Origin of the sequence: Lentzea sp. NPDC102401 (assembly GCF_044765805.1) — a bacterium.
In the GTDB taxonomy this organism is placed as follows: domain Bacteria; phylum Actinomycetota; class Actinomycetes; order Mycobacteriales; family Pseudonocardiaceae; genus Lentzea; species Lentzea sokolovensis.
Genome location: NZ_JBIWKS010000013.1, coordinates 186,194 through 209,539, shown reverse-complemented (window position 1 = coordinate 209,539; position 23,346 = coordinate 186,194). Strand labels below are relative to the sequence as shown.

The 23,346-nt window shown below is 68.6% G+C and carries 22 protein-coding genes; 7 read left to right on the top strand and 15 right to left on the bottom strand.

The genetic code is table 11. From position 1 onward, the window contains the following. Positions 1-48: 48 nt before the first annotated feature. The 4 genes from ACIRG5_RS37020 to ACIRG5_RS37005 all read right to left on the bottom strand — a co-directional run bounded on the left by ACIRG5_RS37020 (position 49) and on the right by ACIRG5_RS37005 (position 3,242). Entirely contained in the window at positions 49-1,194 is a 1,146-nt protein-coding gene (locus tag ACIRG5_RS37020; protein WP_402913801.1) for a hypothetical protein, read from the bottom strand. After that, positions 1,191-1,745, bottom strand: coding sequence for a DUF4365 domain-containing protein (locus tag ACIRG5_RS37015; protein WP_402913798.1), 555 nt, complete (start codon positions 1,743-1,745; stop codon positions 1,191-1,193). Before ACIRG5_RS37015 ends, ACIRG5_RS37020 begins: the two co-directional genes overlap by 4 nt. Before the next feature lie 128 nt (positions 1,746-1,873). Further along, a complete protein-coding gene (locus ACIRG5_RS37010; RefSeq protein WP_319974975.1) occupies positions 1,874-2,065 on the bottom strand; it encodes a hypothetical protein in 192 nt (63 codons plus the stop codon). Continuing rightward, the gene (locus tag ACIRG5_RS37005; protein ID WP_402913795.1) at positions 2,058-3,242 is read right to left on the bottom strand and encodes a PspC domain-containing protein; all 1,185 of its coding nucleotides are present in this window, start codon (positions 3,240-3,242) and stop codon (positions 2,058-2,060) included. The genes ACIRG5_RS37010 and ACIRG5_RS37005 overlap by 8 nt, the downstream gene beginning before the upstream one ends. Before the next feature lie 108 nt (positions 3,243-3,350). Here ACIRG5_RS37005 and ACIRG5_RS37000 point away from each other — a divergent pair, with 108 nt between their 5' ends. The 3 genes from ACIRG5_RS37000 to ACIRG5_RS36990 are packed head-to-tail and all read left to right on the top strand — an operon-like array spanning position 3,351 to position 5,780. After that, positions 3,351-4,544, top strand: coding sequence for a PspC domain-containing protein (locus ACIRG5_RS37000; protein WP_402913792.1), 1,194 nt, complete (start codon positions 3,351-3,353; stop codon positions 4,542-4,544). Then, complete coding sequence (locus ACIRG5_RS36995) at positions 4,541-5,191, top strand: response regulator transcription factor (RefSeq protein ID WP_090067146.1); 651 nt, start codon at positions 4,541-4,543, stop codon at positions 5,189-5,191. The genes ACIRG5_RS37000 and ACIRG5_RS36995 overlap by 4 nt, the downstream gene beginning before the upstream one ends. Before the next feature lie 7 nt (positions 5,192-5,198). Then, complete coding sequence (locus tag ACIRG5_RS36990) at positions 5,199-5,780, top strand: phosphatase PAP2 family protein (protein WP_402913791.1); 582 nt, start codon at positions 5,199-5,201, stop codon at positions 5,778-5,780. Here ACIRG5_RS36990 and ACIRG5_RS36985 read toward each other — a convergent pair. From ACIRG5_RS36985 to ACIRG5_RS36975, 3 genes are all read right to left on the bottom strand, one after another. After that, entirely contained in the window at positions 5,773-7,056 is a 1,284-nt protein-coding gene (locus ACIRG5_RS36985; RefSeq protein ID WP_402913790.1) for a serine/threonine-protein kinase, read from the bottom strand. The two genes, ACIRG5_RS36990 and ACIRG5_RS36985, sit on opposite strands and share 8 nt — an antisense overlap. Before the next feature lie 275 nt (positions 7,057-7,331). Next, on the bottom strand, positions 7,332-7,751 hold the full coding sequence (locus ACIRG5_RS36980) for an SsgA family sporulation/cell division regulator (RefSeq protein WP_402913787.1): 420 nt from the start codon (positions 7,749-7,751) through the stop codon (positions 7,332-7,334). Between the two features lie 121 nt (positions 7,752-7,872). Then, the gene (locus ACIRG5_RS36975; protein WP_402913785.1) at positions 7,873-8,799 is read right to left on the bottom strand and encodes a DMT family transporter; all 927 of its coding nucleotides are present in this window, start codon (positions 8,797-8,799) and stop codon (positions 7,873-7,875) included. A gap of 81 nt (positions 8,800-8,880) precedes the next feature. On the opposite strand from ACIRG5_RS36975, the gene ACIRG5_RS36970 reads away from it, so the two are divergent. Then, positions 8,881-9,783: a LysR family transcriptional regulator gene (locus tag ACIRG5_RS36970; protein WP_319974982.1), complete on the top strand. Its 903-nt coding sequence runs from the start codon at positions 8,881-8,883 to the stop codon at positions 9,781-9,783. A gap of 12 nt (positions 9,784-9,795) precedes the next feature. Here ACIRG5_RS36970 and ACIRG5_RS36965 read toward each other — a convergent pair whose 3' ends face one another. The 6 genes from ACIRG5_RS36965 to ACIRG5_RS36940 form a co-directional block, all read right to left on the bottom strand. Further along, on the bottom strand, positions 9,796-11,430 hold the full coding sequence (locus ACIRG5_RS36965) for a serine/threonine-protein kinase (protein ID WP_402913782.1): 1,635 nt from the start codon (positions 11,428-11,430) through the stop codon (positions 9,796-9,798). Positions 11,431-11,548: 118 nt separating this feature from the next. Then, positions 11,549-12,865, bottom strand: coding sequence for a serine/threonine-protein kinase (locus ACIRG5_RS36960; RefSeq protein ID WP_402913780.1), 1,317 nt, complete (start codon positions 12,863-12,865; stop codon positions 11,549-11,551). A gap of 148 nt (positions 12,866-13,013) precedes the next feature. After that, positions 13,014-13,901 carry a hypothetical protein gene (locus ACIRG5_RS36955; protein ID WP_402913777.1) on the bottom strand — a complete coding sequence of 296 codons (888 nt, stop codon included), beginning with the start codon at positions 13,899-13,901 and terminating at the stop codon, positions 13,014-13,016. A 177-nt stretch (positions 13,902-14,078) separates the two neighbouring features. Continuing rightward, the gene (locus tag ACIRG5_RS36950; protein WP_402913775.1) at positions 14,079-14,900 is read right to left on the bottom strand and encodes a hypothetical protein; all 822 of its coding nucleotides are present in this window, start codon (positions 14,898-14,900) and stop codon (positions 14,079-14,081) included. A 172-nt stretch (positions 14,901-15,072) separates the two neighbouring features. Then, positions 15,073-15,930 carry a hypothetical protein gene (locus ACIRG5_RS36945; protein ID WP_402913772.1) on the bottom strand — a complete coding sequence of 286 codons (858 nt, stop codon included), beginning with the start codon at positions 15,928-15,930 and terminating at the stop codon, positions 15,073-15,075. A gap of 104 nt (positions 15,931-16,034) precedes the next feature. Beyond that, positions 16,035-16,361 carry a hypothetical protein gene (locus tag ACIRG5_RS36940; RefSeq protein ID WP_319974988.1) on the bottom strand — a complete coding sequence of 109 codons (327 nt, stop codon included), beginning with the start codon at positions 16,359-16,361 and terminating at the stop codon, positions 16,035-16,037. Positions 16,362-16,431: 70 nt separating this feature from the next. On the opposite strand from ACIRG5_RS36940, the gene ACIRG5_RS36935 reads away from it, so the two are divergent. Continuing rightward, on the top strand, positions 16,432-17,484 hold the full coding sequence (locus ACIRG5_RS36935) for a histone deacetylase (protein ID WP_402913985.1): 1,053 nt from the start codon (positions 16,432-16,434) through the stop codon (positions 17,482-17,484). A 21-nt stretch (positions 17,485-17,505) separates the two neighbouring features. Here ACIRG5_RS36935 and ACIRG5_RS36930 read toward each other — a convergent pair whose 3' ends face one another. Beyond that, positions 17,506-17,853, bottom strand: a complete 348-nt coding sequence (locus ACIRG5_RS36930) for a chorismate mutase (protein ID WP_281251318.1) — start codon at positions 17,851-17,853, stop codon at positions 17,506-17,508. A gap of 230 nt (positions 17,854-18,083) precedes the next feature. On the opposite strand from ACIRG5_RS36930, the gene ACIRG5_RS36925 reads away from it, so the two are divergent. Together ACIRG5_RS36925 and pcrA are read left to right on the top strand one after the other, a co-directional pair. Next, entirely contained in the window at positions 18,084-18,578 is a 495-nt protein-coding gene (locus tag ACIRG5_RS36925) for a hypothetical protein (protein WP_402913769.1), read from the top strand. Positions 18,579-18,651: 73 nt separating this feature from the next. Continuing rightward, positions 18,652-20,964, top strand: coding sequence for a DNA helicase PcrA (gene pcrA, locus ACIRG5_RS36920; protein ID WP_402913767.1), 2,313 nt, complete (start codon positions 18,652-18,654; stop codon positions 20,962-20,964). A 1,473-nt stretch (positions 20,965-22,437) separates the two neighbouring features. Here pcrA and ACIRG5_RS36915 read toward each other — a convergent pair. After that, entirely contained in the window at positions 22,438-23,154 is a 717-nt protein-coding gene (locus ACIRG5_RS36915; RefSeq protein WP_402913764.1) for a M23 family metallopeptidase, read from the bottom strand. Positions 23,155-23,346 lie beyond the last annotated feature (192 nt).

The window sequence follows — 23,346 nt, the reverse complement described above, 5'->3', positions numbered from 1 at the left end:
AGACGTGAGGAAAGGGCCCCGGTCAGCTGACCGGGACCCTTTCCCAATTCAACGCTGCTGGTGCTGCAGGAAGCTGGAGTCGACGGCCACCGGGCCTGTCAGGCGCCAAGCTCCCCGCTCGAAGGCCAGGTTGCCGGTGACCGTGAACGGCAACCTGTTCCGGTGAGCGAAGATCGCCCAGTCGTAGTCCTCGCCGCCCAGGAGGATGTGGATCTTCCGTGCCCTTCCTCGGACCTCGGCGCTCAAGATGATCGTCGTCTCTTCCTGGTCGTCTCCACCGGAGTCTTCTCGAGTGAGCGACCGAACCTGACCGACGATGGTCTCCGTGCGCGGCGGCTCTTCGCGCCGAACCAGGCGTTCCCGAACGCGCGACAGACCGGCCATGGCGTCACGGTTGACCACGATGCGCGAGGCGGGAACCTTTGGCCGAGGTTCGCCGGCCGCCCAGTCGAAGGACAGGTCCAGTTCGCGCAACGAGTCCGACTCCGTCAGGTCTTGGAGCGACTCCACGAGGTTCGCGCTGAGACCGCGCTCAGCGGCGCGTTCGACAGCAAGAGCGTCCCAGTTCAGCGACAGGTCTCTGGCCGCGTGCAAGCCTGTGGCCAGCGTTTCCATCACACGTCGCGGGAACGGGGTCACGCGAGAGCCGTCGTCGTGATCGGGCAACGGATCTCCGAGCCGAGTGACGACGGTGAAAACGAAACTGCCGCGCTTCGTGTGCCCGAGACGTATGTCCTCGTCGAGGAAGTCGGTCACGGTGCTGGAGCGGCGTCCGCGATGGGAATGAGTGGGATCGTCCGCCGAGGTCGCGGCCGCTTTCATCATTTTGAACAGGCCGTCCAGCGCCGTCTCCGCCTGTTTGAACGGAAGGGTGCCGTCGACCATGGCCTGGTCGAAGCGGACGAAGAACAGGTCGGCGCGGGTGGCGGTGATCTTCTCGGCCAGGCGTTCGGGATCCCAGTCGTACACGGTGGCCAGAGCGCGCAGAGTGTCGCGGAACCGCTGGGCGAAGTCGACGAAGTCCGTGGCCAGCGGAAGCATGACCCGCGCCTCGTCGTTCAGCCGCCAGATCTGCCGTACGTCGGGAACCTGCGCTTCAAGCTGCCAGTCGTTGGCGGCGAGGTACTGCTGCACGGCCAACGGGTGGAGGCTGTCGGCGAGCTCGCGGTAGTCGTCGAGTGATGGGCTGCTCACCACACACCTCCTTCGCCAACCCTTTGCATGGTGCTCTGCAAGCTCTCTACGTCGAAGAGGTTAGTTCTCGGTAGATGCACTGTCTTGCTGGTGGCGCCGTCGCTGATGTCACCCAGAAGCCTGGCGTGTTCCCAGTACATGCGACTGGAGGAGAGGAGACCCTCCTCGTTCAGCCTCACCAACGGCTCATCGTCGCGAGGAACCACGAGCACACCGAGAAACGCCTCGTTGTACCGCTTGCCGTGGGTCAGCTTCAGGAACGGATCACGCTCCATCTTCCACGTGAAGTGCGCGTCGCGGAGCCGGTCGTGCTGGGTGGTGCACTTGAGCTGAAGTTCGAACTGCGGGCAGTAGTACGTCTCGTACTCGGTCGACGAGGCGATCGTGATGTCCACGCCGTCGTAGTCCGTCTCGTGCGACTTGATCGAACAGCCGGCCGCGGCGGCGATCATCCTCACGAACGCCAAGCTGAACTGCTCCTGGCGGGCGGTCATCGGCAGGCCTCCGTCAAGCGGAGTCACCGATTCCAGACCGTCGCCTCCATCGGTCATGAGCTCCCTCCTCGTAGCGGCAGACCGGGAGCACATTAGGAGCAGTCGAGACGGGCGAAAGGGGGATCCGTGCGGCAGCCACCCGAAAGTGGAAAGGGCCCCGGTCAGCTGACCGGGGCCCTTTCTCATCAGTGGGTCTTGCGTCTGATCGAGTTCGTCAGCAGCACCAGCCCGACCACGATGGCCGTCCCTCCCAGCGCCCACCGGAAGTCGAACCAGAACGACCCGTTGCTCAGCACGTAGGCCGCCATCAGCCCGCCGCCGATCCCGAAGACCAGCGTCACGGGGTCGATCCGCCTGCGCATCCCCTGCTCAGTCACGGAGCACCTTCACCTCTCCGACGCTGGCCTGCACGTCGAGCTCGATCTGGAGGCCGCCCTCGCCGTTCTCGCCGAGGTCGCGACCGCTGACGTCCACGCTGCTGCCCTCGGCACGCTTGCCCAGGCAGTCGAGCTCGCCGATGGACGACGCCTCGCACCGGTACGTCACGTCCGCGTTCTTGGGCACGCGCACCTGCACCTCGCCGAGTTCGACCTCGATCGCGGTCTTCACCGAACCGGAGTCGGGCAGGTCTCGGAGATCGAGCTGCACGCTGCCCACGCTCGTCTCGTACCGGTCGCGCACGTCGGTCACGGACTTCGGCTTCTCGTTGTAGCTGCTCAGGTTGGACGGGCTGCCGTCGAAGTCGATCGCCGTCATGCCGAAGCCCACCACGGACAGCGGGATCATCAGCCAGATCAGGCCGCGGCCGCCGCCGGTGAACGACCCGAGGAGCAGGCCCGCCGCCAGTACCGCGAGCACCAGGCCGATGACGTGCGGCACGGTGAACCACGGCGCCCAGGCACCGGCGATCGCGGAACCGGCGACCACCAGCGTCGCCACGCCCAGCGTCATCAGGCCGATGCGCGGTCCGCGAGGCGGCCTGGGGGCCGGTGGCTGCGGCTTCGGCGTCGGTTCCGGCAGGTCCCACGCGAACGGCGCGGCACCCAGCGGGTCCCAGGCCGGTGCACCCGGCACCGGTGGCGTCACGGGTGTCACGGAGTCGGAGAGCGTCGTCGCCGGCTGCAGGTGCCCACGGTTCTTCTGCAGCAGGTAGATGCACGCGACCGCCGCGGCCAGCGTCACCGCGACCTGGAACCCGCCGCTGTCGAACGTGAAGGCCATCGCGGGGAACATCAGGACGCCCAGCAGCACCGTCTGGGCGTGGGACATCGAGCTGTGGCCCTTGTTGATCAACGACTCCAGGGGCGAGACCTCGTCGCCCTCCTCGGGCAGCAGCAGCCAGCCCGCGAGGTACAGCGGAACGCCCACGCCACCCGACAACGCGAGTGCGACGAACGCGATCCGGACGATCACCGGGTCGATCTGGAAGCGCAGGGCGATCCCGGTGGCAACGCCGCCGGCCTTGCGTCCTGCACGGGGCCGCACCGGACGGTGGGCCCAGAACTCTCTGAGCGTGTCCGCCACGCCCTGCATCGCCTTCTCAGTCCCGCTCACGATGACAAGGTTGCGCTGTCACGCCTGGAACCACATCAGGGACCAGCCCTGATTCACGGAACCGGGGTCATCCCTGATGAACAACTCGCCGGGACGTGTGACGATCGGATGGTGAGTGCACGCATTGAGCCGATGCGCCGTCGACGCACCGGCCGGGTGGTCGCGGGCGTCGCGAGCGGACTGGCCGACCATCTCGGCGCACCTGTCTTCTGGGTGCGCGCGATCTTCGCCGTGTTCGCCGCGTTCAGCGGGGTCGGGATCATCGCCTACGCGTTGCTCTGGATGTTCGTGCCGCAGTCCGCGGTGGCGGAACCGGAGACCGACAAGGACCGCAAGGAGTGGCAGCAGGCCGTCGGCCTCGCCGCTCTCGGCATCGGCGTCTCCGTTTTCACCGGACTGATCGGCAACGGGTGGAGCGGGTGGATCACCGGCCCGATCGCGGTGGCACTCGTGGGCGCCGCGGTCGTGTGGCGCGAGGCGGACGAGGCACAGCGCCGCCGCTGGAGGGACGGGGCCTTCTCGCAGGGGAAGACGGGAATCGTGCGGACGGTCGCGGGAGGCGCGCTGGTCGTGGCGGGGGTCGCCGCGTTCCTCGTGGTGAACGACACCGTCCAGAACCTCTCGACCGTCATCCTCTCCGTGCTGGCCACGTTGATCGGCGTCGCGGTGCTGACCGTGCCGCTGTGGATGCGGCTGGTCCGCGACCTCGACTCGGAACGCCGTGCGCGCATCCGCACCGAGGAACGCGCCGAGATCGCCGCCCACCTGCACGACTCCGTGCTGCAAACGCTTGCCCTGATCCAGAAGCAGTCCGAGTCGCCGCGCGAGGTCAAGCGCCTGGCCCGCAGCCAGGAACGCGAGCTGCGCGGCTGGCTCTACGGCCGTGAGGTGGGCGAGCAGCCGCACTCCATCAGCGTCGCGATCGCCCAGGTGTGCGCGGAGGTCGAGGACGGCTTCGCCATCGCCGTCTCGCAGGTCGTCGTCGGGGACGCCGAACTGGAGGACGGGATGTTCGCGCTGGTCCAGGCGGCGAAGGAGGCGATGGTCAACGCGGCCAAGCACGCGGGGGTGGCCGAGGTCAGCGTCTACGCCGAGGTCGAGCCGGAGAAGGTCACGGTGTTCGTGCGCGACCGGGGCAAGGGATTCGACCCCGACGCGGTGCCGGACGACCGCCATGGCCTCGCGGGCAGCATCAGGGGGAGAATGACGAGGCACGGCGGGGAGGTGCGACTGCGCACGGCTCCGGGAGAGGGGACCGAGGTGCAGCTCGAGATGCCGAGGAAGACGGAGGCCAGGACATGAGCGTCAGGGTGTTCCTGGTGGACGACCACGCGTTGTTCCGCGCAGGCGTGAAGGCGGAGCTCGACACCATCACCGACGAGGTGGACGTGGTCGGCGAGGCCGGCAGCGTCGGCGAGGCGGTGGCGGGGATCGCGCACCACAAGCCGGACGTCGTGCTGCTGGACGTGCACATGCCCGACGGCGGCGGCGCCGAGGTGCTGCGGCAGATCCGCACCAAGATCCCCGAGGTCACGTTCCTCGCCCTGTCGGTCTCCGACGCGGCCGAGGACGTCATCAACGTCATCCGCGCCGGTGCGCGCGGCTACGTGACGAAGACGATCTCCAGCCAGGAGCTGGTCAGGGCCGTCGTGCGGGTGTCGGAGGGGGACGCGGTGTTCTCGCCGCGGCTGGCCGGGTTCGTGCTGGACGCGTTCGCCGACCGGCCTGGTGCCGCGCCGATCAGCGACCCCGAACTAGACCTGCTGACGCCGCGCGAACGCGACGTCCTGCGGCTGCTGGCGCGTGGTTACGCTTACAAGGAGATCGCGTCCGAGCTCTTCATCAGCGTGAAAACGGTGGAGACGCACGTGTCGAGCGTCCTGCGGAAGACCCAGCTCTCCAACCGGTACGAGCTCTCCCGCTGGGCCACTGATCGCAGACTGGTCTGAGGGGACTTTGATCAAAAAGGTCGCCCGCGGTGCCACCGAGGTGCTGGCGCCGTGGGTCTGGGTGATTTTGCTGCCGTTCGGCGTTGCCGCGTCGACGGAGAACGTCTGGATGACGCTGCTGTGGGGGTTCGTGGTCGCCTTGACGGCGTCTGTCATCCCCATGGCCGTCATCGTGCGTGGCGCCCGCAAGGGGAAGTGGGACGGCCACCACGTCACGAACCGCGAAGGCCGGGTTGTTCCGCTGGTCACGGCAGGTGCGTCGCTGGCGGCCGGCACGGTGATCATGGTCCTGGGCGACGCGCCCCGGAACATGCTCGCGCTGGCGGGCAGCATGTTCGCCTCGCTGGTCGTCAGCATGGCGATCACGTTCGGCCTGAAGTGGAAGATCTCGCTGCACGCCGCCGTGGCGTGGGCCGCGGTGGTGACGCTGGCGATCGTCTACGGGCCGTGGTGGCTGCTTCTCGCGCTGCCGGCCGCCCTGGTGGCGTGGTCCCGCGTCGAGCTGGGTGATCACACGACGGCGCAGGTGCTGGCAGGGTCGGTCATGGGCGTGGTCGTCGGTGGCGGCAGCTTCTGGCTGCTCAGCTGACGCGCTTGGTGCTGACGATCTTCATCTGGTTGTCGACCGCCGCGACCTCGATGTCGTAGACGCCCTTGTCGGCGACGCCGTTGCTGATCGTCAAGAGGCCGATGTTGACCACCCAGTTCCGGCCCTCCGACCGCACCGTCCCCGGTCCCAAGATGGTGACGCTCGTGTAGTTGCCCCAGCGATTCAGGTAGTCCGCCAGCGGTTCGGCGGCCTGGCCGTAGAGGTTCCGCCACGCCGTTTCCGCGTTGCTCGGCAGCAGGCGGTAGTGGTCCTGCACGAAGCCGTTCGCCTGGTCCGCGGAGAAGTAGACCGGCTGCTGCTGGGTGAAGTCGGCCTGGTTGACCGGGGTGCTGCCGTTGCCGGTGCCGTTCCAGTACGCGGCCGCCGCGCCACCGCCGATCGCCAGCACCGCGATGACCGCGAGGATCACCAGGATCCGGCGGTTCGGTGCCTTGAGCCTGCGTCGCGGTGGCTGCGGGATCTCCAGCGGCTGCGACGGCTGCGGCTCGGAGGCCAGCAGTTCGGCGGCCTCCTGCATGCTCGGCCGGTCCTCCGGGGCCTGCGAGAGCAGTCGCAGCAGCAACGGCGTGAGCTCGCCCGCGTTCTTGGGATCGCGGAGCTGGCCGCTGGCGGCGCGGTAGAGGAGGCCGAAGCTGTTGTCGCTGGGCCCGAAGACGGACTCGCCCTCGATGGCCGTGTAGATCGTGGCGCCGAGCGAGAACACGTCGGACGCCTCGCCGGGCTGCTCGCCGCGCGCCACCTCGGGTGCGAGGTAGGCGGGGGTGCCCGAGATCATGCCGGTGTCGGTCATCGTGCCGTCACCGGTCGCCTTGGAGATGCCGAAGTCGGTGAGCTTGACCGTGCCGTCGTGGCCGATCAGGACGTTGCCGGGCTTGACGTCGCGGTGGACCAGTCCGGCGGCGTGCGCCGCGGCCAGCGCGGAGGCGACCTTGCCGCCGATGCTCGCGGCCTGGGCCGGCTTGAGCGGCCCGCGCTCGGCGATCAGCGCCGAAAGGCTGTGCGACGGCAGGTACTCCATGACGATCCACGGCTCTTCGTCGTCGCTGCCGACGACATCGAACACGGCGATCGCGTGCTGGTGGTGCAGCCGCGCGGCGTTGCGAGCTTCCCGCATCGCGCGCTGGTGATCGCCGGTGACGAGCTCCTTGACCGCGACCTCGCGGGCCAGCACTTCGTCCCGTGCCCGCCAGACCACCCCCATCGCCCCGCTGCCGATGCGCTCCAGCAGCGTGTAGCGGCCCCCGATGGTTGTCACACCTTGAGACTAATCAATCGCGCAGACGAGCATCGAACGATCCGGTCTGCCCGTCGAAGATCGGTGAAGTGCTTCACGCCGAGCCCAGGTCACCGGTGGGGACTGTCTGCCTCTGTGACCCGCTCTGCCTGTTGAGACGTGCGTTCGCCGCTGCCCACGACGTCGCACAGCGCCGTTCCCGGTGGTCTCCGGTGACGAGCTGGTCGGCAACGCTGCCCCGCGTGCCGGCACCTCGTCCCGCGCCCGTAGAACCACCCCGGAACATCGCCGGGGGACTAGTCGATCGTCGAGACCAGCTTCTGCAGCTCACGGTCGAAGTCGATCCACAGGTCCTCCTCGCCCGGCTGCACGACGTCGTAGGAGTTGTCCAGGAACTCCGCCACGTCCTCGGCGACGGCGCTGAGGATGGCGAACCCGGTCGGCGCGTTCAGCTCGACCAGGACGCGCTCCGGGTCGTCGGACGCGGGCCGCACGAGGATGTCGCCCTCACCGGACGGCGTCAGCAGACCGTCGGCCAGCAGGTCGCGGGCGAACATCCACTCGACGCGGCCGGAGCCCGTGAAGAAGATGACCGCGACCGCGTAGGGGTCCTCGGGGTCGTAGACGAGTTCGGCCTCGACCGGCGCCGGCGGGGCTCCGGGTGCCAGGAGCTGAAAAGTCGTCCGGTTGGTGACCTTCAGGTTCTCGTTGTTCATGTCGATGTCCTTCCCAGGCTGGTCTCCATTGCCGCTCACAAAGAGGAGACGGCCAAGCAGCCCGTTAAGGACGCGATTCGTCTCGGATCCATCCTATTGGGGGAGACGCGCGTCTCACCCCTCAGCGTTTGACCAGGTCGCGTGTCTCGTTTGGTGAGATGGTCTGACCTGCCGCGACGGGCTTCCTCCGGGTCAGCGCGACGCCCAGGAGCACCACCAGCATGCCGACGACGACCCTTGCGTTGAGTTGCTCTCCGAGGAAGATCGCTCCAAGGAGTACCGAGACGACGGGCAGAAGGTAACCGACGGTAGTTGCCGTCGTGGCGCCCTCGTCGGCGATGACGCGGTAGTTGAGGATGAACGCGACGCCGGTGCCGAAGACGCCGAGGATCATGACGGCGACGATGCCCACCCAGTGCAGGTGCAGCGGCTGCAGGCCGCCGAACGGCGTCGCCAGGAGCAGCATCCCCATCGCGGTCGTGAGCTGCATGGCGGCGAGCTGCGTCGAGGTGGCGCCCGTGTTGACCAGGTAACGGCCGGCGTAGGAGTAGCCGATGGCGTAGCTCGCGGCGCCGATGAGGCACAGGACCGCGCCCCAGCTCGCGATGCTGTTGGCCGACTGCCACGGCGCGAAGATCACCAGCACGCCCGCGAAGCCGAGCCCGAGGCCGAGCATGCGAACCAGGTCGCTGATCTTCTCCGAACCGAGCACGAGGCCGATGGCCAGCGCGAACAGCGGCGTCGTGGAGTTGAGCACCCCGGAGACGCCCGAGTCGACGGTCTGGCCGCCGAACGCGAACAGCGTGAACGGGACGGCGCTGCCGAAAAAGGCCACGAAGAGCATGTGACCCCAGATCCTGCGGTCGCGCGGCAGACTCATCTTCGCCAGTGCGAGCACGACGAACAGCACGAGCGCCCCGAAGAACGTCCGCACGAGCGAGATCTGCAGTGGCGCGAGACTCCCGAGCGCGAGCTTCATCCACAGGAAGCTGGATCCCCACAGCAGGGCGAGCACGCCCATCCTGATCAACGTTCCGCGTTGGTTCACGTGTCAACCATGCGCCCGCTGACACCTAATGACAATTTAATTGTTGTGCTGAACCTTTAAGCGCAGCTGTAAGGTCGAGGCATGCTGGACGTGCGACGAATGCAGGTGCTCAGGGCCGTCGTGAGCACGGGTTCCATCACCGCTGCCGCGACCAACCTCGGCTACACCCCGTCCGCCATCTCGCAGCAGGTCGCGGGCCTGGAGAAGCAGGCGGGACTGCCGCTGCTGGAACGCGTCGGCAGGGGAGTCCGCCCCACCGCGGCCGGACGTCTGCTCACCGAGCACGCCGGCCGCCTCGCCGAGCAGCTGGCGGAGGCCGAGAGCGCCCTGACGGCGTTGCGCAACGGCTGCGCCGGCACCCTGCGCGTCCGCTACTTCGCCACGGCCGGAGCGGCGCTCGTGCCGCCCGCGGTGGCGACGTTCCGTGCCGAGCGCTCTGGCGTGGAGCTCGATCTGAAGCTGACCGAGCCGACCGACCCGTTCGTCGAACTGGCGGCCGGCCGCGCGGACGTGGCGATCACCGTCCTCGAACCCGACGCACCCGCGCCGGAGGGCATGGTCGCGCGGCACCTGCTCGCCGACCCGTTCTACGCCGTGCTCCCGCGAGGCCACGTCCTGGCCCGCAAGCGCGTGCTCGATCTCGGGGAACTGGCCGACGAGCCGTGGATCGACGCGGACTGCGGCGCCGCCGGCCCGTGCGCGGACCTCGTGCGCAATGCCTGCGCGGGCGCCGGATTCTCGCCGCAGGTGGCCGTGGAAAGCGACGACTACGCGACCGCACAGGGATTCGTGGCGGCCGGACTGGGCGTCACGATCATTCCCCGGCTCGGCCTGGGATACGCGCACCCCGGCGTTGTTCTGCGGAAGGTGCGCAATCCCGAACCGGTCCGGCACATTCACGTGGTCTATCGCGAAGATGCCGCGTGGAATCCCGCTGTGCTCACTCTCGCGGAAGCCCTGGAGAAGGCCGCACGGGCCTCCTGACCAGGGCCGCGATTAGTAGGAGCCGAGCGACTTGTCGCTGTGCATGAGGAAGTTCGGGCTCTTCCACTCGAACGAGATGCCCCGGCGTTCGGTGGTCGTCCCGCCGCTCTTCTTCGTGTACTCGACGTCGACTTCCCAGTAGAAGCCTTCTTTTTCGGTGGCCTCGATGATCTTGGCTTCCTTGACGCCCGACCAGAAGCTCTGGAAACCGCTGTAGCCGCCGGGGAAGCTGCCCTGGAAGTTGCCGTTGCCCAGCTTCCAAGCCTCTTCAGGGGACTTGGGAGCGGTGTCGAAGTACTCCTCGAGGAACGCCTTCATGTCTTCGGGCTGGGGCGAGCTCGTCCACTGGCCGGCCTTGCCCGCGGACTTCGGCGGCGTCGACTGCTTGGTCGGGTCGTTGCCCTGGGTCTGTTGCGTCGAGGTGTTCGCGCCCGCGTTGTTGTCGTTACCGCCGTCGCCGCCGTTCGACAGCATGCTCGCGAACATGATGCCCACGACCGCCGCCGCCACGATGGCGAGCGCGGTGTAGATCGTCGACTTCTTGCTCTTCGAAGACGCCGACGACTGCGCCGCCGGCCTCGGGCGCTGCGAGTACTGCGGCGCGGCGGCAGGGCGGTGGTTCGACGGCGGCTGCTGCGCGGTGCGCGGCGGCGGCGTGTGCATGTCGACCCGCGTCGCGTTGGGCGGCGGCGGTGACTGCTGCTGCCCCTGCGGCGGCGTCAGGGCGCGCGTGGCGGCCTGCTGCGGCTGCTGCTGCACCGGCACACCGCGCCACGACGGCGGGTGGGTCGGCGCGACCACGGCGGGGGTGAAGGCGGGGGCGGCCTGGCCGTTCGCGACGGCGGCGAGCGCGTCGCGGGCCTCGGCCATGGTCGGGCGGTCTTCCGGCTCCGCCCGCAGCAGGCGCATCAGCAGCGCGGTCAGCGGCCCGGCGTTGCGCGGCGGGTTGACCTTGCCGGACGCGACCTTGTGCAGCAGCGCGATGGTGTTCTCGCTCAGGCCGAACGGCGGCTCGCCCTCGATCGCGGCGTACAGCGTCGAACCCAGCGAGAACACGTCGGACGGCGAGCCGGGGTCGTAGCCCTTGGCCACCTCGGGCGCGAGGTAGGCCGGGGTGCCCGCGAGCATGCCCGTCGCGGTGACCGTGACGTCACCGGTCGCGCGGGAGATGCCGAAGTCGGTGATCTTGACCGTGCCGTCGTCGCCGAGCAGCACGTTGCCGGGCTTGATGTCGCGGTGCACGATGCCGGCGTTGTGCGCGGCGGCCAGTGCGGACGCGACCTGCATGCCGATCGACGCCACGTCACGCGGCGGGAGCGTCCCGCGTTCGGAGAGCACCGCGGACAGGCTCTTCGACGGCAGGTACTCCATGATCAGCCACGGCTGGCTGTCGTCCTCGGCGACGTCGTAGACAGCGACGGCGTGGGGGTGTTGCAGGCGCGCGGCGATACGGCCCTCGCGCATGGCACGTCTCTTGGCCTCGTCCGTGTCAGCTTCGGCTAGTCCAGGCTGCAGGAGGAGTTGCTTGACCGCGACTGTGCGGTGCAGGCGTTCATCATGTGCCGTCCAAACGACGCCCATGGCGCCGCTGCCGATCCGCTGGCTCAATCGGTAGCGACCAGCGACCAATCGGCCATCGTCGGTCACAGTTGCTCCCCGCTGTGCGGTCACTTGCTCTCTGTTCAACGGCTGATCACACCTTCGGGTTCAGATCACCCATCGGTGCGGGTACCCACCTTACGAGATTTCAACGGCGTAATGACGCTTAGCCCGCCTGTGATGGCGCGGTCGTCGTTGTTGTCGTCGTCGTCGTTGTAGTCGTCGTAGACGGCTTCGACGGCGGCGTTGTCGTTGTAGTCGTCGTGGTGGTCGTAGTTGTAGTCGTCGTCGTTGTAGACGTCGTTTCGCGCGTCGTCGTTGCCTCGGGCGTGGTTGTCGTCACCTCGGGCAACGAACTCGTCGGCTCCACCGTCTGCGAACTGCTCGCCGGCGGCGCGGAGGGGGTCTGCGGTTCCTTGTTGAAGACCCCGAGCGCGACCATCAAACCACCGATTACCAGCAACAACGCCAGCACCACCGCGGCGATCACCAGCGGCCTGTTGTCCTGGCCCCTTACGGGCGCCATCGGCGGCGCGGTGCGCGGTGGCGCGGTCCGGGCGACCGGCCGGACCACACGGGTCCGATCGGGCTCCACGATCGTCGTCGGGTCGGGCCCGGCGGTCACCGCCAGGCCGCTGAACGACGGCGAACGACCGTGCGCGACGGCGTTGAGCACCTCGCGCGCCTGGGCCATGGTCGGCCTGTCGTCCGGTTCGAAGTTCAGCAGGTACAGCAGCGTGTCGGAGAGCGGGTGGTCGACGGTCGGCGGGTTGATCCGCCCGGCCGCGACGGCGTGCAGAACACCGAGAGTGTTCTCGCTCACTCCGTAGGGCGGCTCGCCCTCCATCGCGGCGAACAGCGTCGAGCCGAGCGAGTAGACGTCGGAGGCCGGCGTCGGGTCCTGGCCCCGCGCGATCTCCGGCGCGAGGTACGCGGGCGTGCCGGCGATCAGGCCGGTCTTGGTGACCGTGATGTCGTCGGAGGCGCGCGAGATGCCGAAGTCGGTGATCTTGACGACGCCGTTCTCGGCGATCAGCACGTTGCCGGGCTTCACGTCGCGGTGCACGATCCCCGCCGCGTGGGCCGCGGCCAGCGCCGCCGCGCACTGGGAGCCGATGCTGGCGACCTCGATCGGGTCCATCGGCCCGCCCTCGGCCAGCGCGTCCGCGAGGCTGTAGGACGGCAGGTACTCCATGACCAGGCACGGGACGCCGTCTTCCTCGACGACGTCGTACACGGCGATGGCGTTCGGGTGGTGCAGCTTGGCGGCGATGCGGCCCTCGCGCATGGCGCGCTGGATGGCCTCGTCCTGCTCGGTCTCGTCCAGGCCGGGCGCCAGCAGCAACTGCTTGATGGCGACCTCGCGGCCGAGGCGTTCGTCGTGGGCGCGCCAGACGATGCCCATCGCGCCGGAGCCGATGCGATCGAGGAAGCGGTAGCGGTCGGCGATCAGACGGCCGTCCGAGGTGCCGGACGTCGTCACAAGCCCACCTCAGGGGTGCGCGAAGGCGTGACTGCGGCTGCGGCAGCAGATCCCACGCTCGTGCTCCTCGTGCGGTAGTCAGCGGGTCGTCCGGAATGCCCGCACAGGGTACCTGTCGAGGGCGGCCGCTGAAGCTACGTGTCGTACGTCAGTTCGCCGGGGCGAAGAAGTCGAATCCGCCGACGACGTCGCCCACGGTGTTCAGCACGGGGTCGAGGATGCCGAGGTCCACACTCACGTCGACCGGGTTGGACGGCGGCGGCAGCGGGTTCTGGGAGGTCGGCGGCGTGCTGTTGCTCGGCGGGACGGCCGTGGTGGAGCTCGGCGGCGGCGGAGGCGTCTCGCTCGACGGCGGCGTGCTCGGCTGGCTGGTCTCCGTGGACGTCGACGGCGGCGTGGTCGGCGTCGAGGTCTCGGAGGTGGGCTGCTGCGTCTGCTGGGTCTGCGTCTGCTGCGTCGGACGCTGCTGCTGGGTCTGGACGTTCGGCTCGACGCGCCTGGTCGGGCTCGTGGTGGTCGGGTCGGCCTGCTGGGTCTCGGTGGCGTCGGACTGCTGCGTCTTGTTCGACGGCAGCTTCACGACGCCTTCGGTGCCGGAGCTGGCGCCACGGGCCTGGGCGCGCTCGTCGAACCGCACCTCGGCGAGCGGGCGCTCGTCCGGCGAGGACAGCCACGAGGAGGCGGCGAACGCCACCGAACCGCAGATGATCACGCCACCGCTGGCCGCCGCGGCCAGCTTGCCGACGGTGAACCCACCGCGGTGGGTGTCGTCGGCGAGGCCTTCCCGGCGCAGCAGCTCGGTGATGTGCAGCTCCTTCATGGGCTGCTTCTTCTTGCTGCCAGGAGCCTTGACCGGCTTGAACTTGACGGTCGGCTCGAACGACTCCGGGGCGATGTCGTCGGCGAGCATGTCGGCGGTGATCACCGGGATCTCCACGGTTTCCGCCTCGCGGCGGGCGATCAGCTCGGCGACGGACAGCTGTCCGGTTGACTCAGCCGACCCTGTCAGCCGCCGACGATGGTCCTCAATCGACACCGCTCGTTCACCCTTCCAAGTTCGCGTTCGCGCACTGGCGGGGATATGGATACCGAATCGTGACCCGAGATGTAACCCCTATGGGGGAATTTTCACGATCAAACCTGGGTTTTCGCGACGAGCGGTCACCGTTCGACTGCGAACGGCGATCCGGTTGGGTGCGACCTAAGTTCGCGGCTAACTGCGTTGCGCCGAAAGGACCTCGGTGCCGACGATGCGCGGCTGGCTCGTGCTGGTCAGCCAGAAGAGCTGCTCGATGCGCAGCCAGCTGCCGTCGATCTCCTGCATCGAGACGACCGCGAGCACCGATCCGTCCGGCCGCACCGACGTCTGGTCGACGTTCACCGTCCTGACGGTGCCCCAGGACCGGACGAACTCGGCGGGGTTCGCGCCGACCAGTTCCGGTGAGAGCAGCTTGGCCGCCGAGGCGGGCTTGGTCGTGAGCAGTTCGTAGAACCGCTTCACCACGTCGACCTGCGGCTGAGGGCCGACCGAGACCTCGGGCGTGGACGGTTCGGGGTCGGCCGTCTGCAGCAGGAGCGCGGACGGCTGCGGCATCGGGACGGCGGTGGTCTGCACCGGCGTGCGCTCGTTCGGTAGCTGGGCCGACAGGACGTCCGGGCGCAGCGCGCTCGACCCGGACAGCGCGACGGGCCGTTCGGTGACCGGGACGCCGTTGTTGGCTGGGCGCTTGTTCGCGAGGACCACCGCGCCCGCGATCGAGGAGACCAGCACGATCGCACCGGTCAGCAGGCCGGCGGCTCTGGCGAGGGTGCCCGACCTCGTGCGGCGGCGGCGACCGGGCACGACCGGGATCACGGTGGTCGTCGCGGTCATGTTCTCGGTGGGGCCGAGCAGAGAGGTGACGAGAGCGTCGGTGGCGGCTTCCTCGTTCGACAGGATGCGCATCGGGGCCGGCTGCTGCTTGATCAGCTCGGCCACGCTGATCGCGCCGGCGCGGGCGTGCCGCCGTCCGGTCGTCGCCGCGGGACGCTGCACTGCTCTGGCCCTCCGTACTGTCCGTGTTCACCTGAAGACGTACCGTGGCCGCACCTGAAGGCGCCAGTTTCTTGGTGGACTTCACTCGTCCGTGGCGGCCAGCGGTGCTCAGGATTCGCTCAAAGGTGCTAACTACTACGTTCGGTAGCTCCGGGCGTGACCTTTAGCCACTTCAGCCGCCGGTCTTCAACCGTTCACTGTTGATCAGCGGCAGGTCGCCGAGCGTGAAACTGAGCTCGCGCTTCTCGGTGCTGACCGAGCCGTCCTTCTTCGTCACCTGCAGCAGGCTGACGGTGAGGCCCTTGCTCGGGTCGACCGCGATCTCCTTCACCTCGATCAGCGAGATGTCGGCGAGCCTGCCCTCCAGCAACGCGTCGGCGTTCGAGCGCACGGTGTCCGTGGTCATGGCGAGCGCCGTGTCCGCGTTCGTCGCCATCGCGCGGTAGAAGGTCTCGGTCTGCTCGGCGATCTTGCCGCCGTCGACGACCGGGGCCTGGGTGACCGGCACGGTCGTGATGACCGGTGGGAGCGTCCCGGACGGCTTGGGGTTCGGCGCGGACGCGGAGGCCGGGCCGCTCGCGGCGGGCGCGCTGGTGCCGGTGCCCGGCACGGGAGCGCCCCGCCCGGTCTTCGCGGCCGTCGGCGCGGTGCCCGTGGCGGACGGGGTCGTGCCGCCAGTGGGCAGCTGGGAGATGAGCGGCACGTCCGACGGGTAACCGGGCAGCCCTACCGTCTCGGTCGTGCCGCCACCGCCGACCAGCTTGGCCGCGGCGACACTCAGACCGACCAGCACGAGCACCGACGAGACGACGGCGAACCAGGCCGCGCGCTTCCAGGTGCGCGGCGGCGTGACCGAGGCGGGCACCAGCCCGATGTTGAACTTGCGCAGGCCGTCGGTGTCCTGCAGCGGATCGATCTGGCGGCCGCGCGGCAGCGGGATGCGGTCGCCCCCGACGACGGGCCGCTGCTGCCTCTCCGGTGGCAGCGCGACCCCGTCGTCGAGACGATGCTTGCCCGGCAGTTCGTCCATCCCGACACCCCTCTGCGACCCAATCAGCGTAGGGCCGTCTGGAGGTACCGAACCAACCAAAAGGGGGTGTTCAGGACGAGTGACACTCTTTTGTGTGAAGTTTGTCAGCGCGGCGGGAGTTGAGCTTGACCGCTGTTCAGCTGCTTGCGCGTGTTCTGGACGCCGTTGAGCGCGACCAGACCGCTGCCACCCGCGATCAGCGAACCGATGACGTCGGCGCCCAGCGAGTCGCCGTTGGTGATCAGCAGGCCGATCACCGCGCCGGCGGTCGTGATGATCGCGGTCTTCCAGCGGCTGCGGACGAACTGCGAGACGGGCGCTCCGGCGAGGCCCTTCTTGTTCGCGGCCGAACCGAGCAAGCCCAGGTAAGCGTCGTGCGCCAAGGCGGCGAGCAGGCCGGCGATGGCGATCAGTGCGGCGATGAGGCCCATGTGTCCAGTGTGCCCCCAGAACTTTTCGGTGGACCATCCGTGATCGCCCTGATATCCGATTCGGGTGGACATGTTCTGGCACGACGACTGCCTCGAGCACGACGCCGGCGAAGGTCTGTGGGAGCTGCCGGGCTCCTGGCCGTGGCTGGACGTCGGCGAACCGCACCCGGAGACCGCGGCGCGGCTGCGCACGTTCCGGCACGCGCTGACGCACGGCCCGGTGGCGCCGCACCTGAAGTGGCACGAGGGGCGCCACGCGTCCGTTGACGAGCTTCTGCGCGTGCACACGGCGGGGTACTTGGACTCGTTGCGCGTATCGGAGCGTGTCGCCCTGGAAGTGAACACGGTCGTCGGGCCGGAGACGTGGCGTGCGGCGTCCGCGGCGGCAGGGACCGCGTTGGCGGCGCTGGAGTCCGGTGCGCCAGTGGCGTACGCGCTGGTGCGGCCGCCGGGCCACCACGCGCAGCCGGACATGGCGGACGGCTACTGCTTCGTGAACAACGCGGCGCTGGTGGCGGAAACCGCGCGGCGCCAGGGAATGAGGGTCGCCGTCCTGGACTGGGACGTGCACCACGGCAACGGCACGCAGGAGGTGTTCTACGACCGGACGGACGTGCTGACGATCTCGGTGCACATGCGGCACGGATCGTGGGGCACGAACCATCCGCAGACCGGCGCGCCATCAGAAGTGGGCGCCAACGGCAGGAACGTGAACATCGAACTTTCGCTCGGTGCGGGCGACACGACGTACCTGCGCGCGCTCGACGAGATCGCCTTCCCGCTGCTGCGCGACTTCGGGCCGGACCTGCTGGTGTGCGCCTCCGGGTTCGACGGGTCGGCGTTCGACCCCAACGGGCGCCACAACCTCACGGCGAACGGGTACCGCGAGATCGGCCGGCGGGTGGCGTCGTTCGGACCGCGTGCCGTGCTCACCCAGGAGGGCGGCTACCTGCGCGGCTACTCCGCGCTGTGCCTGCACGCGCTGGTGGAGGGCCTGCTGCGGCTGCCGGAGCCGTTGCTCGAGGACCCTTTGGCCTACGTGCCGGACGACTCGCAGCTGGCCGACGCGGACTTCGAACGCGTGCGCGCCGCCCTGAAGCCTTTTTGGCCCGGCGTGCTGTGACGCCGGGCCCGTGGGGTGCTGCTACCTGCCGAGCGGGCCGCGACCCATCTTGAGCAGGATCATCGCGAGGTCCTTGCCCTCGGTGCCGAGCGGCCGGTACCGGTTGAGGACGTCGATCTCGCGGTTGTGCACGATCTTCGTGCCGCCGGCCGCCATGCGGGCCGCGCCGATGATCTTGGATACCTCGACGCGCCGTTGCACGAGGCGGAGGATCTCCGCGTCGAGGTGGTCGATCTCCTCGCGCAGCGCGTTGATGTCGGGTTCGGTGGTGGTGTCCATCGTGGTGACCTCTCGACTCTTCGAGTCCTGGCCCGGAAGCGACGAAGCCCCGGTGTCCGAGGACTCCGGGGCTTCGTGGTGGCTTTTCAGCGCTAGACGACCACGGGAGCCGGAGTCCGGGTCCCGTAGAAAAACTCGAAGAACGTCGCGCGCATGGATTCAGTGTGACACAGAACCTCCCGCACCCGCCAAGTCCGTGCGGTTGAAGGGCTCATCAGGTGGGAAACCAGCGCCTGAAGAATTCCTTCTTCTGCTCTAGCTCCACGTCGCAAGTGTGGACATAGAGTCTTGCCGTGCTGAGACCAAGACCTGGGGTTCCTATGAAGTACGCACTCGGGATGGCGACAGCTCTGGCGCTGTCCTCGTCGGTCGCGCCGGCGGCGACCGCAGCGGAGCCGGACTTCGCCACCATCAGGATCACCAGGGTCTCCGGCTGGTTCGGCCAGGAGGACTTCTGGACCACCAGGGGTGGGTTCGTCCCCCGGCAGAAGTTCGCCGTCGACATCACGAACGTCGTGGGTCATGACGAGCGGAGCCTGAACCTCTTCATCTCGTTCCCGACCGACCGCCTCGAGGTCACGGCCTACGAGGGCGACGGCTGGACGTGCCGCGACGTCAACGAGGGCATCGGCGCCGAAGGTCTCAGGTGCACGCAGGATCACCTGATCGTGCACGAGGAGGCGTGGCCGACGCTCACGGTCGAGACCAGGGCCGAGGCCATCTGGACGCAGGACTCCATCGACCTGTACGCCGAGGCAGACGGCCACGCGGCCGTGCACGCGGCGAAGCCCTTCAGGATCGACACGAGCACCTGATAGCTCCTGCTCATCGAACACATGGTCGGGCGGTACCGGATTTGTCGGTGCCGCCCGGTACCGTGGATGGACGATGAGCGCCTTGTTCGACTTGCCCTCAAGTCCCCCCGTTTCCCGCGCGGGCCACCTGCTCGACGACCTGAACCCCGCGCAGCGCCGTGCCGTCGAGCACGCCGGTTCACCGCTGCTCGTGGTGGCGGGCGCCGGCTCCGGCAAGACGCGCGTCCTCACCAGGCGGATCGCGTACCTGCTCGCGGAACGTGACGTGCACCCCGGCCAGATCATGGCCATCACGTTCACGAACAAGGCCGCCGCCGAGATGAAGGAGCGCGTCGCCGACATGGTGGGCGCGCGCGCCCGTTCGATGTGGGTGTCGACGTTCCACTCGATGTGCGTCCGCGTGATGCGCCGCGACGCGAAGACGCTCGGCATGTCGTCGAACTTCTCGATCTACGACAGCGACGACACGCGCCGCCTCGTCACGCTCGTGGCCAGAGACCTCGACCTGGATCCGAAGAAGTACGCGGCCCGCACCCTCGCCGTGCACATCTCGAACCTCAAGAACGAGCTCATCGACCCGGAGACGGCCACCGCCCAGGCCACGAACGACCTGGAACGCCGGGTGGCCGAGGTCTACACCGTCTACCAGCGCCGCCTGGGCGAGTCGAACTCGCTCGACTTCGACGACCTCATCATGAGGACCGTCGAACTGCTCCAGCGCTTCCCGGACGTGGCGGAGCACTACCGCCGCCGCTTCCGCCACGTCCTGGTCGACGAGTACCAGGACACGAACCACGCGCAGTACACCCTGGTGCGCGAGCTCGTCGGCAAGGCAGGCGGCGAGATCCCCCCGGCGGAACTCTGCGTGGTGGGCGACGCGGACCAGTCCATCTACGCCTTCCGCGGCGCCACGATCCGCAACATCGTGGAGTTCGAGCGCGACTACCCGGACGCCACCACGATCCTGCTGGAGCAGAACTACCGCTCCACGCAGAACATCCTGACGGCCGCCAACGCGGTGATCTCGCGCAACCCGAACCGCCGCGACAAGTCGCTCTGGTCCGACCTCGGCGAGGGCGAGAAGATCGTCGGCTACGTCGCGGACAACGAACACGACGAAGCGGCCTTCGTGGCGAACGAGATCGACCGCCTGGTCGACGGCGGCGAGGTCAACAACTCCGAGATCGCCGTCTTCTACCGCACCAACAACCAGTCGCGGGTCTTCGAGGAGATCTTCATCCGCCTCGGCCTCCCGTACCGGGTGGTCGGCGGCGTCCGCTTCTACGAGCGCCGAGAGGTCCGCGACGCCCTCGCCTACCTGCGAACCCTGGCGAACCCGGAAGACACGGTCTCGCTCCGCCGAATCCTGAACGTCCCGAAACGGGGCATCGGCGAACGAGCGGAAGCCTGCGTCTCCGCCTACGCGGAACGCGAACGAATCAGCTTCGCCGCGGCCCTCCGCGAGGCCGTGAACGACCGAGTCCCGATGCTGAACCCGCGCTCCCGCAACGCGATCGCCGGTTTCGTCGAGATGATGGACCAACTCGGCGAGATGGTCGCGCGCGAGGACGACGTGGCCGACATTCTCGAATCGGTCCTGGAGAAGTCCGGCTACCGCACCGAACTGGAAGCCAGCGAGGACCCGCAGGACCACACGAGGATCGAGAACCTCAACGAACTCATCACCGTCGCCCGCGAGTTCACCGAACTGGAACTCCCCGAAGGCGCGGAGCCGATCCCGTCGCTCCCGGCCTTCCTGGAACGCGTCTCGTTGGTCGCAGACGCCGACTCGATCCCAGACGCGGACTCCGACGGCGTGGTCACCCTCATGACCATCCACACGGCCAAGGGCCTCGAATACCCGGTCGTCTTCAGCACGGGCTGGGAAGACGGCGTCTTCCCGCACATGCGGGCACTGGGCGACCCGGCCGAACTGGCAGAGGAACGTCGCCTCGCCTACGTGGGAATCACCAGAGCCCAACGCCGCCTCTACCTCTCCAGGGCCCTGGTGAGATCAGCCTGGGGCCAGCCGTCGGCAAACCCGGCCTCCCGCTTCCTGGGCGAGATCCCGCAGGACCTCCTGGACTGGCGCCGAGTAGAACCGTCACGCTCAGGCCCAGCAGCAGCCACGACGTGGGGCCGCTCAGCCTCAGGCGGCATAGCCTCCCGAGGCCTCTCCCGCCCAGCCCCTGGCAAGGCGGGCTGGAAGGACGGCCCGGCGATGAAGCTGGAAGTGGGCGACCGAGTAACCCACGACAAGTACGGCCTGGGCCGAGTGATGGCAGTGGACGGCGAGGGCCTGCGAGCCACCGCGACGATCGACTTCGGCGCCTCGGGCACAGTCCGCCTGATGCTGATCGGCAGCGTCCCAATGACAAAACTCTGACAAGCCACCCAGTCCATCCCGCCCGCGAAGCCAAGGCAAGCATCAGAGCGCGCGATCACGGCAAGCACCCGATCGCCCGCGATGCCGAGCCGTCCTCACCGTGCGGTCTGGGTGGGGGGGGGGGGGGGGGGGGGGGGGGGGGGGGGGGGGGGGGGGGGGGGGGGGGGGGGGGGGGGGGGGCGGGGGCGGGGCCCCCCCCCCCCCCCCCCCCCCCCCCCACCAACGCGCCCACCTACGCAGCGCAACTCCGCCCAAAGCAACAGGCGTGCCATCAACCCGCGTACGGCGTAGACCCCGGTTTTTGATCAGATTGGCGGGGTCGGGGGCAGCGCCTCAAGAATCAGCCGCCACATCCCCTCGCACCCCAACCACCTACGAACACGAAACAGGCACCCGCCAACGCAACCGGGGGACGACCCCGAAGACCGGCGCGACAACGCCGAAGGCGGCCCCACCCCACCCACTTACGGAACGCCAACGACCCACCATCCGGGTGCACGACACAAGCCACATCCCCACCCAAACCGACCCACCCCCACCCCCGTGACCAGCACTTTCCCCACCCCCGAAGAAATCCCCCAAAAATCCTGAAAACCAGCGCAACGGACCGCCGGAACGTGCGTCTATGTGGGTGTCGCAAGCAGCACAGCCAGGGAACGTTCGGGGCGGTCCACGGCACAACGAGCAGCCTGCAGACAAAGGGGAGCGAAGGGACGGCGGGGGCCAAACTTCGCGGCGAGGTGCGGCCGGACCGAACGGGAGAGCGGTCCGGCCGCACTGTCTTCTCAGGACTGTCTCCTAGGGACTGCGAGTCCGGCACGGGCGCGCCCTTCTTCGGCGCAGCCCCGGTGTGTGCCGCGGAGCAGCGGCCAGCCAGAAGATCGACGCAGGTCATCCCCACCGCGTCCAAAAATTGTCAGACCCCCGGAGCATCATCGACCGCATGAGGCCACAACCCCAGCGGGAGAGCTCGAGATGGATCACGTACTGGCCGGCGCTCTGCACGAACGTGTGTTCGCAATCCTCAGCCAGCTGGAATCCCCGGAAACGACCAATCTGGTCGAAGCGTGGCGCACCCTGCTCAGCCTCCACGAACCAACGGAGAGCGGGTCCTGCAAGGCATGCGGCCCACGCTGGCGCAGGCACATGTGCTCGGTCTGGCGCGTAGCGGCGACCTGTTTCGTCCGGCCTGAGGTAGCTCGGTCCCAGGCTCGCCGGCCCGGTCTCGCCCGGTAGGCCCCGCCAGAGCACAGCCGGAGCGCGCAGCGGGAGGGCGAAGCTGGAGCGCAACTAGAGCGACGCTGGAGGCTCCTGGGCCACAAGTGCCCTCTGAGGCTTCTCAAACACCCTGACCCACACCACGAGGTGGGTCAGGAGCGAAATCCCGTCAGAAAGCTACTGAGCCGTAGTTCAACAAGTCCCGAACCAGAGGCCGGAAGCCCCGCGAACCGACGAACCCGGAGGTCCGGTGAATCAGACCGTCACACCGCGGGCGTTCAGCCAGGTCAGCGGGTTGATCTTCTGGCCACCGGGGTTCCAGACCTCGAAGTGCAGGTGGGGGCCGGTGGAGAAGCCGCGGTTGCCCATGCGGGCGATCTGCTCGCCTGCCTTGACGACCTGGCCCTCGCGGACGTTGAACGTGTCGACGTGGCCGTAGACGGTGATGGTGCCGTCGGCGTGCTCCACGCGGACCCAGAGACCGAAGCCGGAGGCGGGACCCGCCTCGATGACCTTGCCGTCGGAGGCGGCGAGGATCGGGGTGCCGATGGGGCCGGCGATGTCGATGCCGAGGTGCATGGTGCCCCAGCGGCCGCCGTAGCCGGAGGTGAAGTCACCGGCGGCGGGGCGGACGAACTTCGGGCGCTTCTTCTCGGCCTCGACGGCCTCGCGCTCGGTCGTGAGCTGCTGGCTGCGCAGGAGCTTGGCGGCCTCGGCGGAACCCTCTGCCGTGGTCTTGGAGACCGCGAGGATCTGCGGGGCGGGGGCGGTGTCGCCTCCCACGCCGTCGAAGGTGGCGGCGCCGCCGGAGTGGTTCGCGAGCTGGACGTCACTGCTGTCGTCCGCTGCGGCCTGGCCGATCTGGCCTGCGCCTGCTGCGGCGAACGCGCCTACTGCGACGGCGGCGACGACGATGCGTCCGCGAAGCGCCGACGGTGGCGGGGGGAGCCGGTGAGAGCTGACCGTGCGCACGTTGGCGCGGTCGACTGCCTCTTCAAGCGCAGCACTGCGTTCATGGCCGCCGGGGGAGCGGTGGTGACTCAAAGCTTGCCCTTCCGCCTTCGGGGAGCCTGATCGGGTGGACTGCCGGGCGGGGGATTCCCGGTGAGTCAGGATTCGGGGTTCTGACTCGGTGTCCTTCTGTGATCAGACCGTGACAACGGA

What these genes read in the sequence shown, in the direction of transcription:
- ACIRG5_RS36970 (WP_319974982.1), top strand. Translation starts at nt 8,881, where the DNA reads ATGCTGGACGTGCGACGAATGCAGGTGCTCAGGGCCGTCGTGAGCACG.
- ACIRG5_RS36980 (WP_402913787.1), bottom strand. Translation starts at nt 7,751, where the DNA reads ATGAACAACGAGAACCTGAAGGTCACCAACCGGACGACTTTTCAGCTC.
- ACIRG5_RS36945 (WP_402913772.1), bottom strand. Translation starts at nt 15,930, where the DNA reads ATGGACGAACTGCCGGGCAAGCATCGTCTCGACGACGGGGTCGCGCTG.
- ACIRG5_RS36935 (WP_402913985.1), top strand. Translation starts at nt 16,432, where the DNA reads ATGTTCTGGCACGACGACTGCCTCGAGCACGACGCCGGCGAAGGTCTG.
- ACIRG5_RS37015 (WP_402913798.1), bottom strand. Translation starts at nt 1,745, where the DNA reads ATGACCGATGGAGGCGACGGTCTGGAATCGGTGACTCCGCTTGACGGA.
- ACIRG5_RS36925 (WP_402913769.1), top strand. Translation starts at nt 18,084, where the DNA reads ATGAAGTACGCACTCGGGATGGCGACAGCTCTGGCGCTGTCCTCGTCG.
- pcrA (WP_402913767.1), top strand. Translation starts at nt 18,652, where the DNA reads ATGAGCGCCTTGTTCGACTTGCCCTCAAGTCCCCCCGTTTCCCGCGCG.
- ACIRG5_RS36995 (WP_090067146.1), top strand. Translation starts at nt 4,541, where the DNA reads ATGAGCGTCAGGGTGTTCCTGGTGGACGACCACGCGTTGTTCCGCGCA.
- ACIRG5_RS37000 (WP_402913792.1), top strand. Translation starts at nt 3,351, where the DNA reads ATGGTGAGTGCACGCATTGAGCCGATGCGCCGTCGACGCACCGGCCGG.
- ACIRG5_RS36940 (WP_319974988.1), bottom strand. Translation starts at nt 16,361, where the DNA reads ATGGGCCTCATCGCCGCACTGATCGCCATCGCCGGCCTGCTCGCCGCC.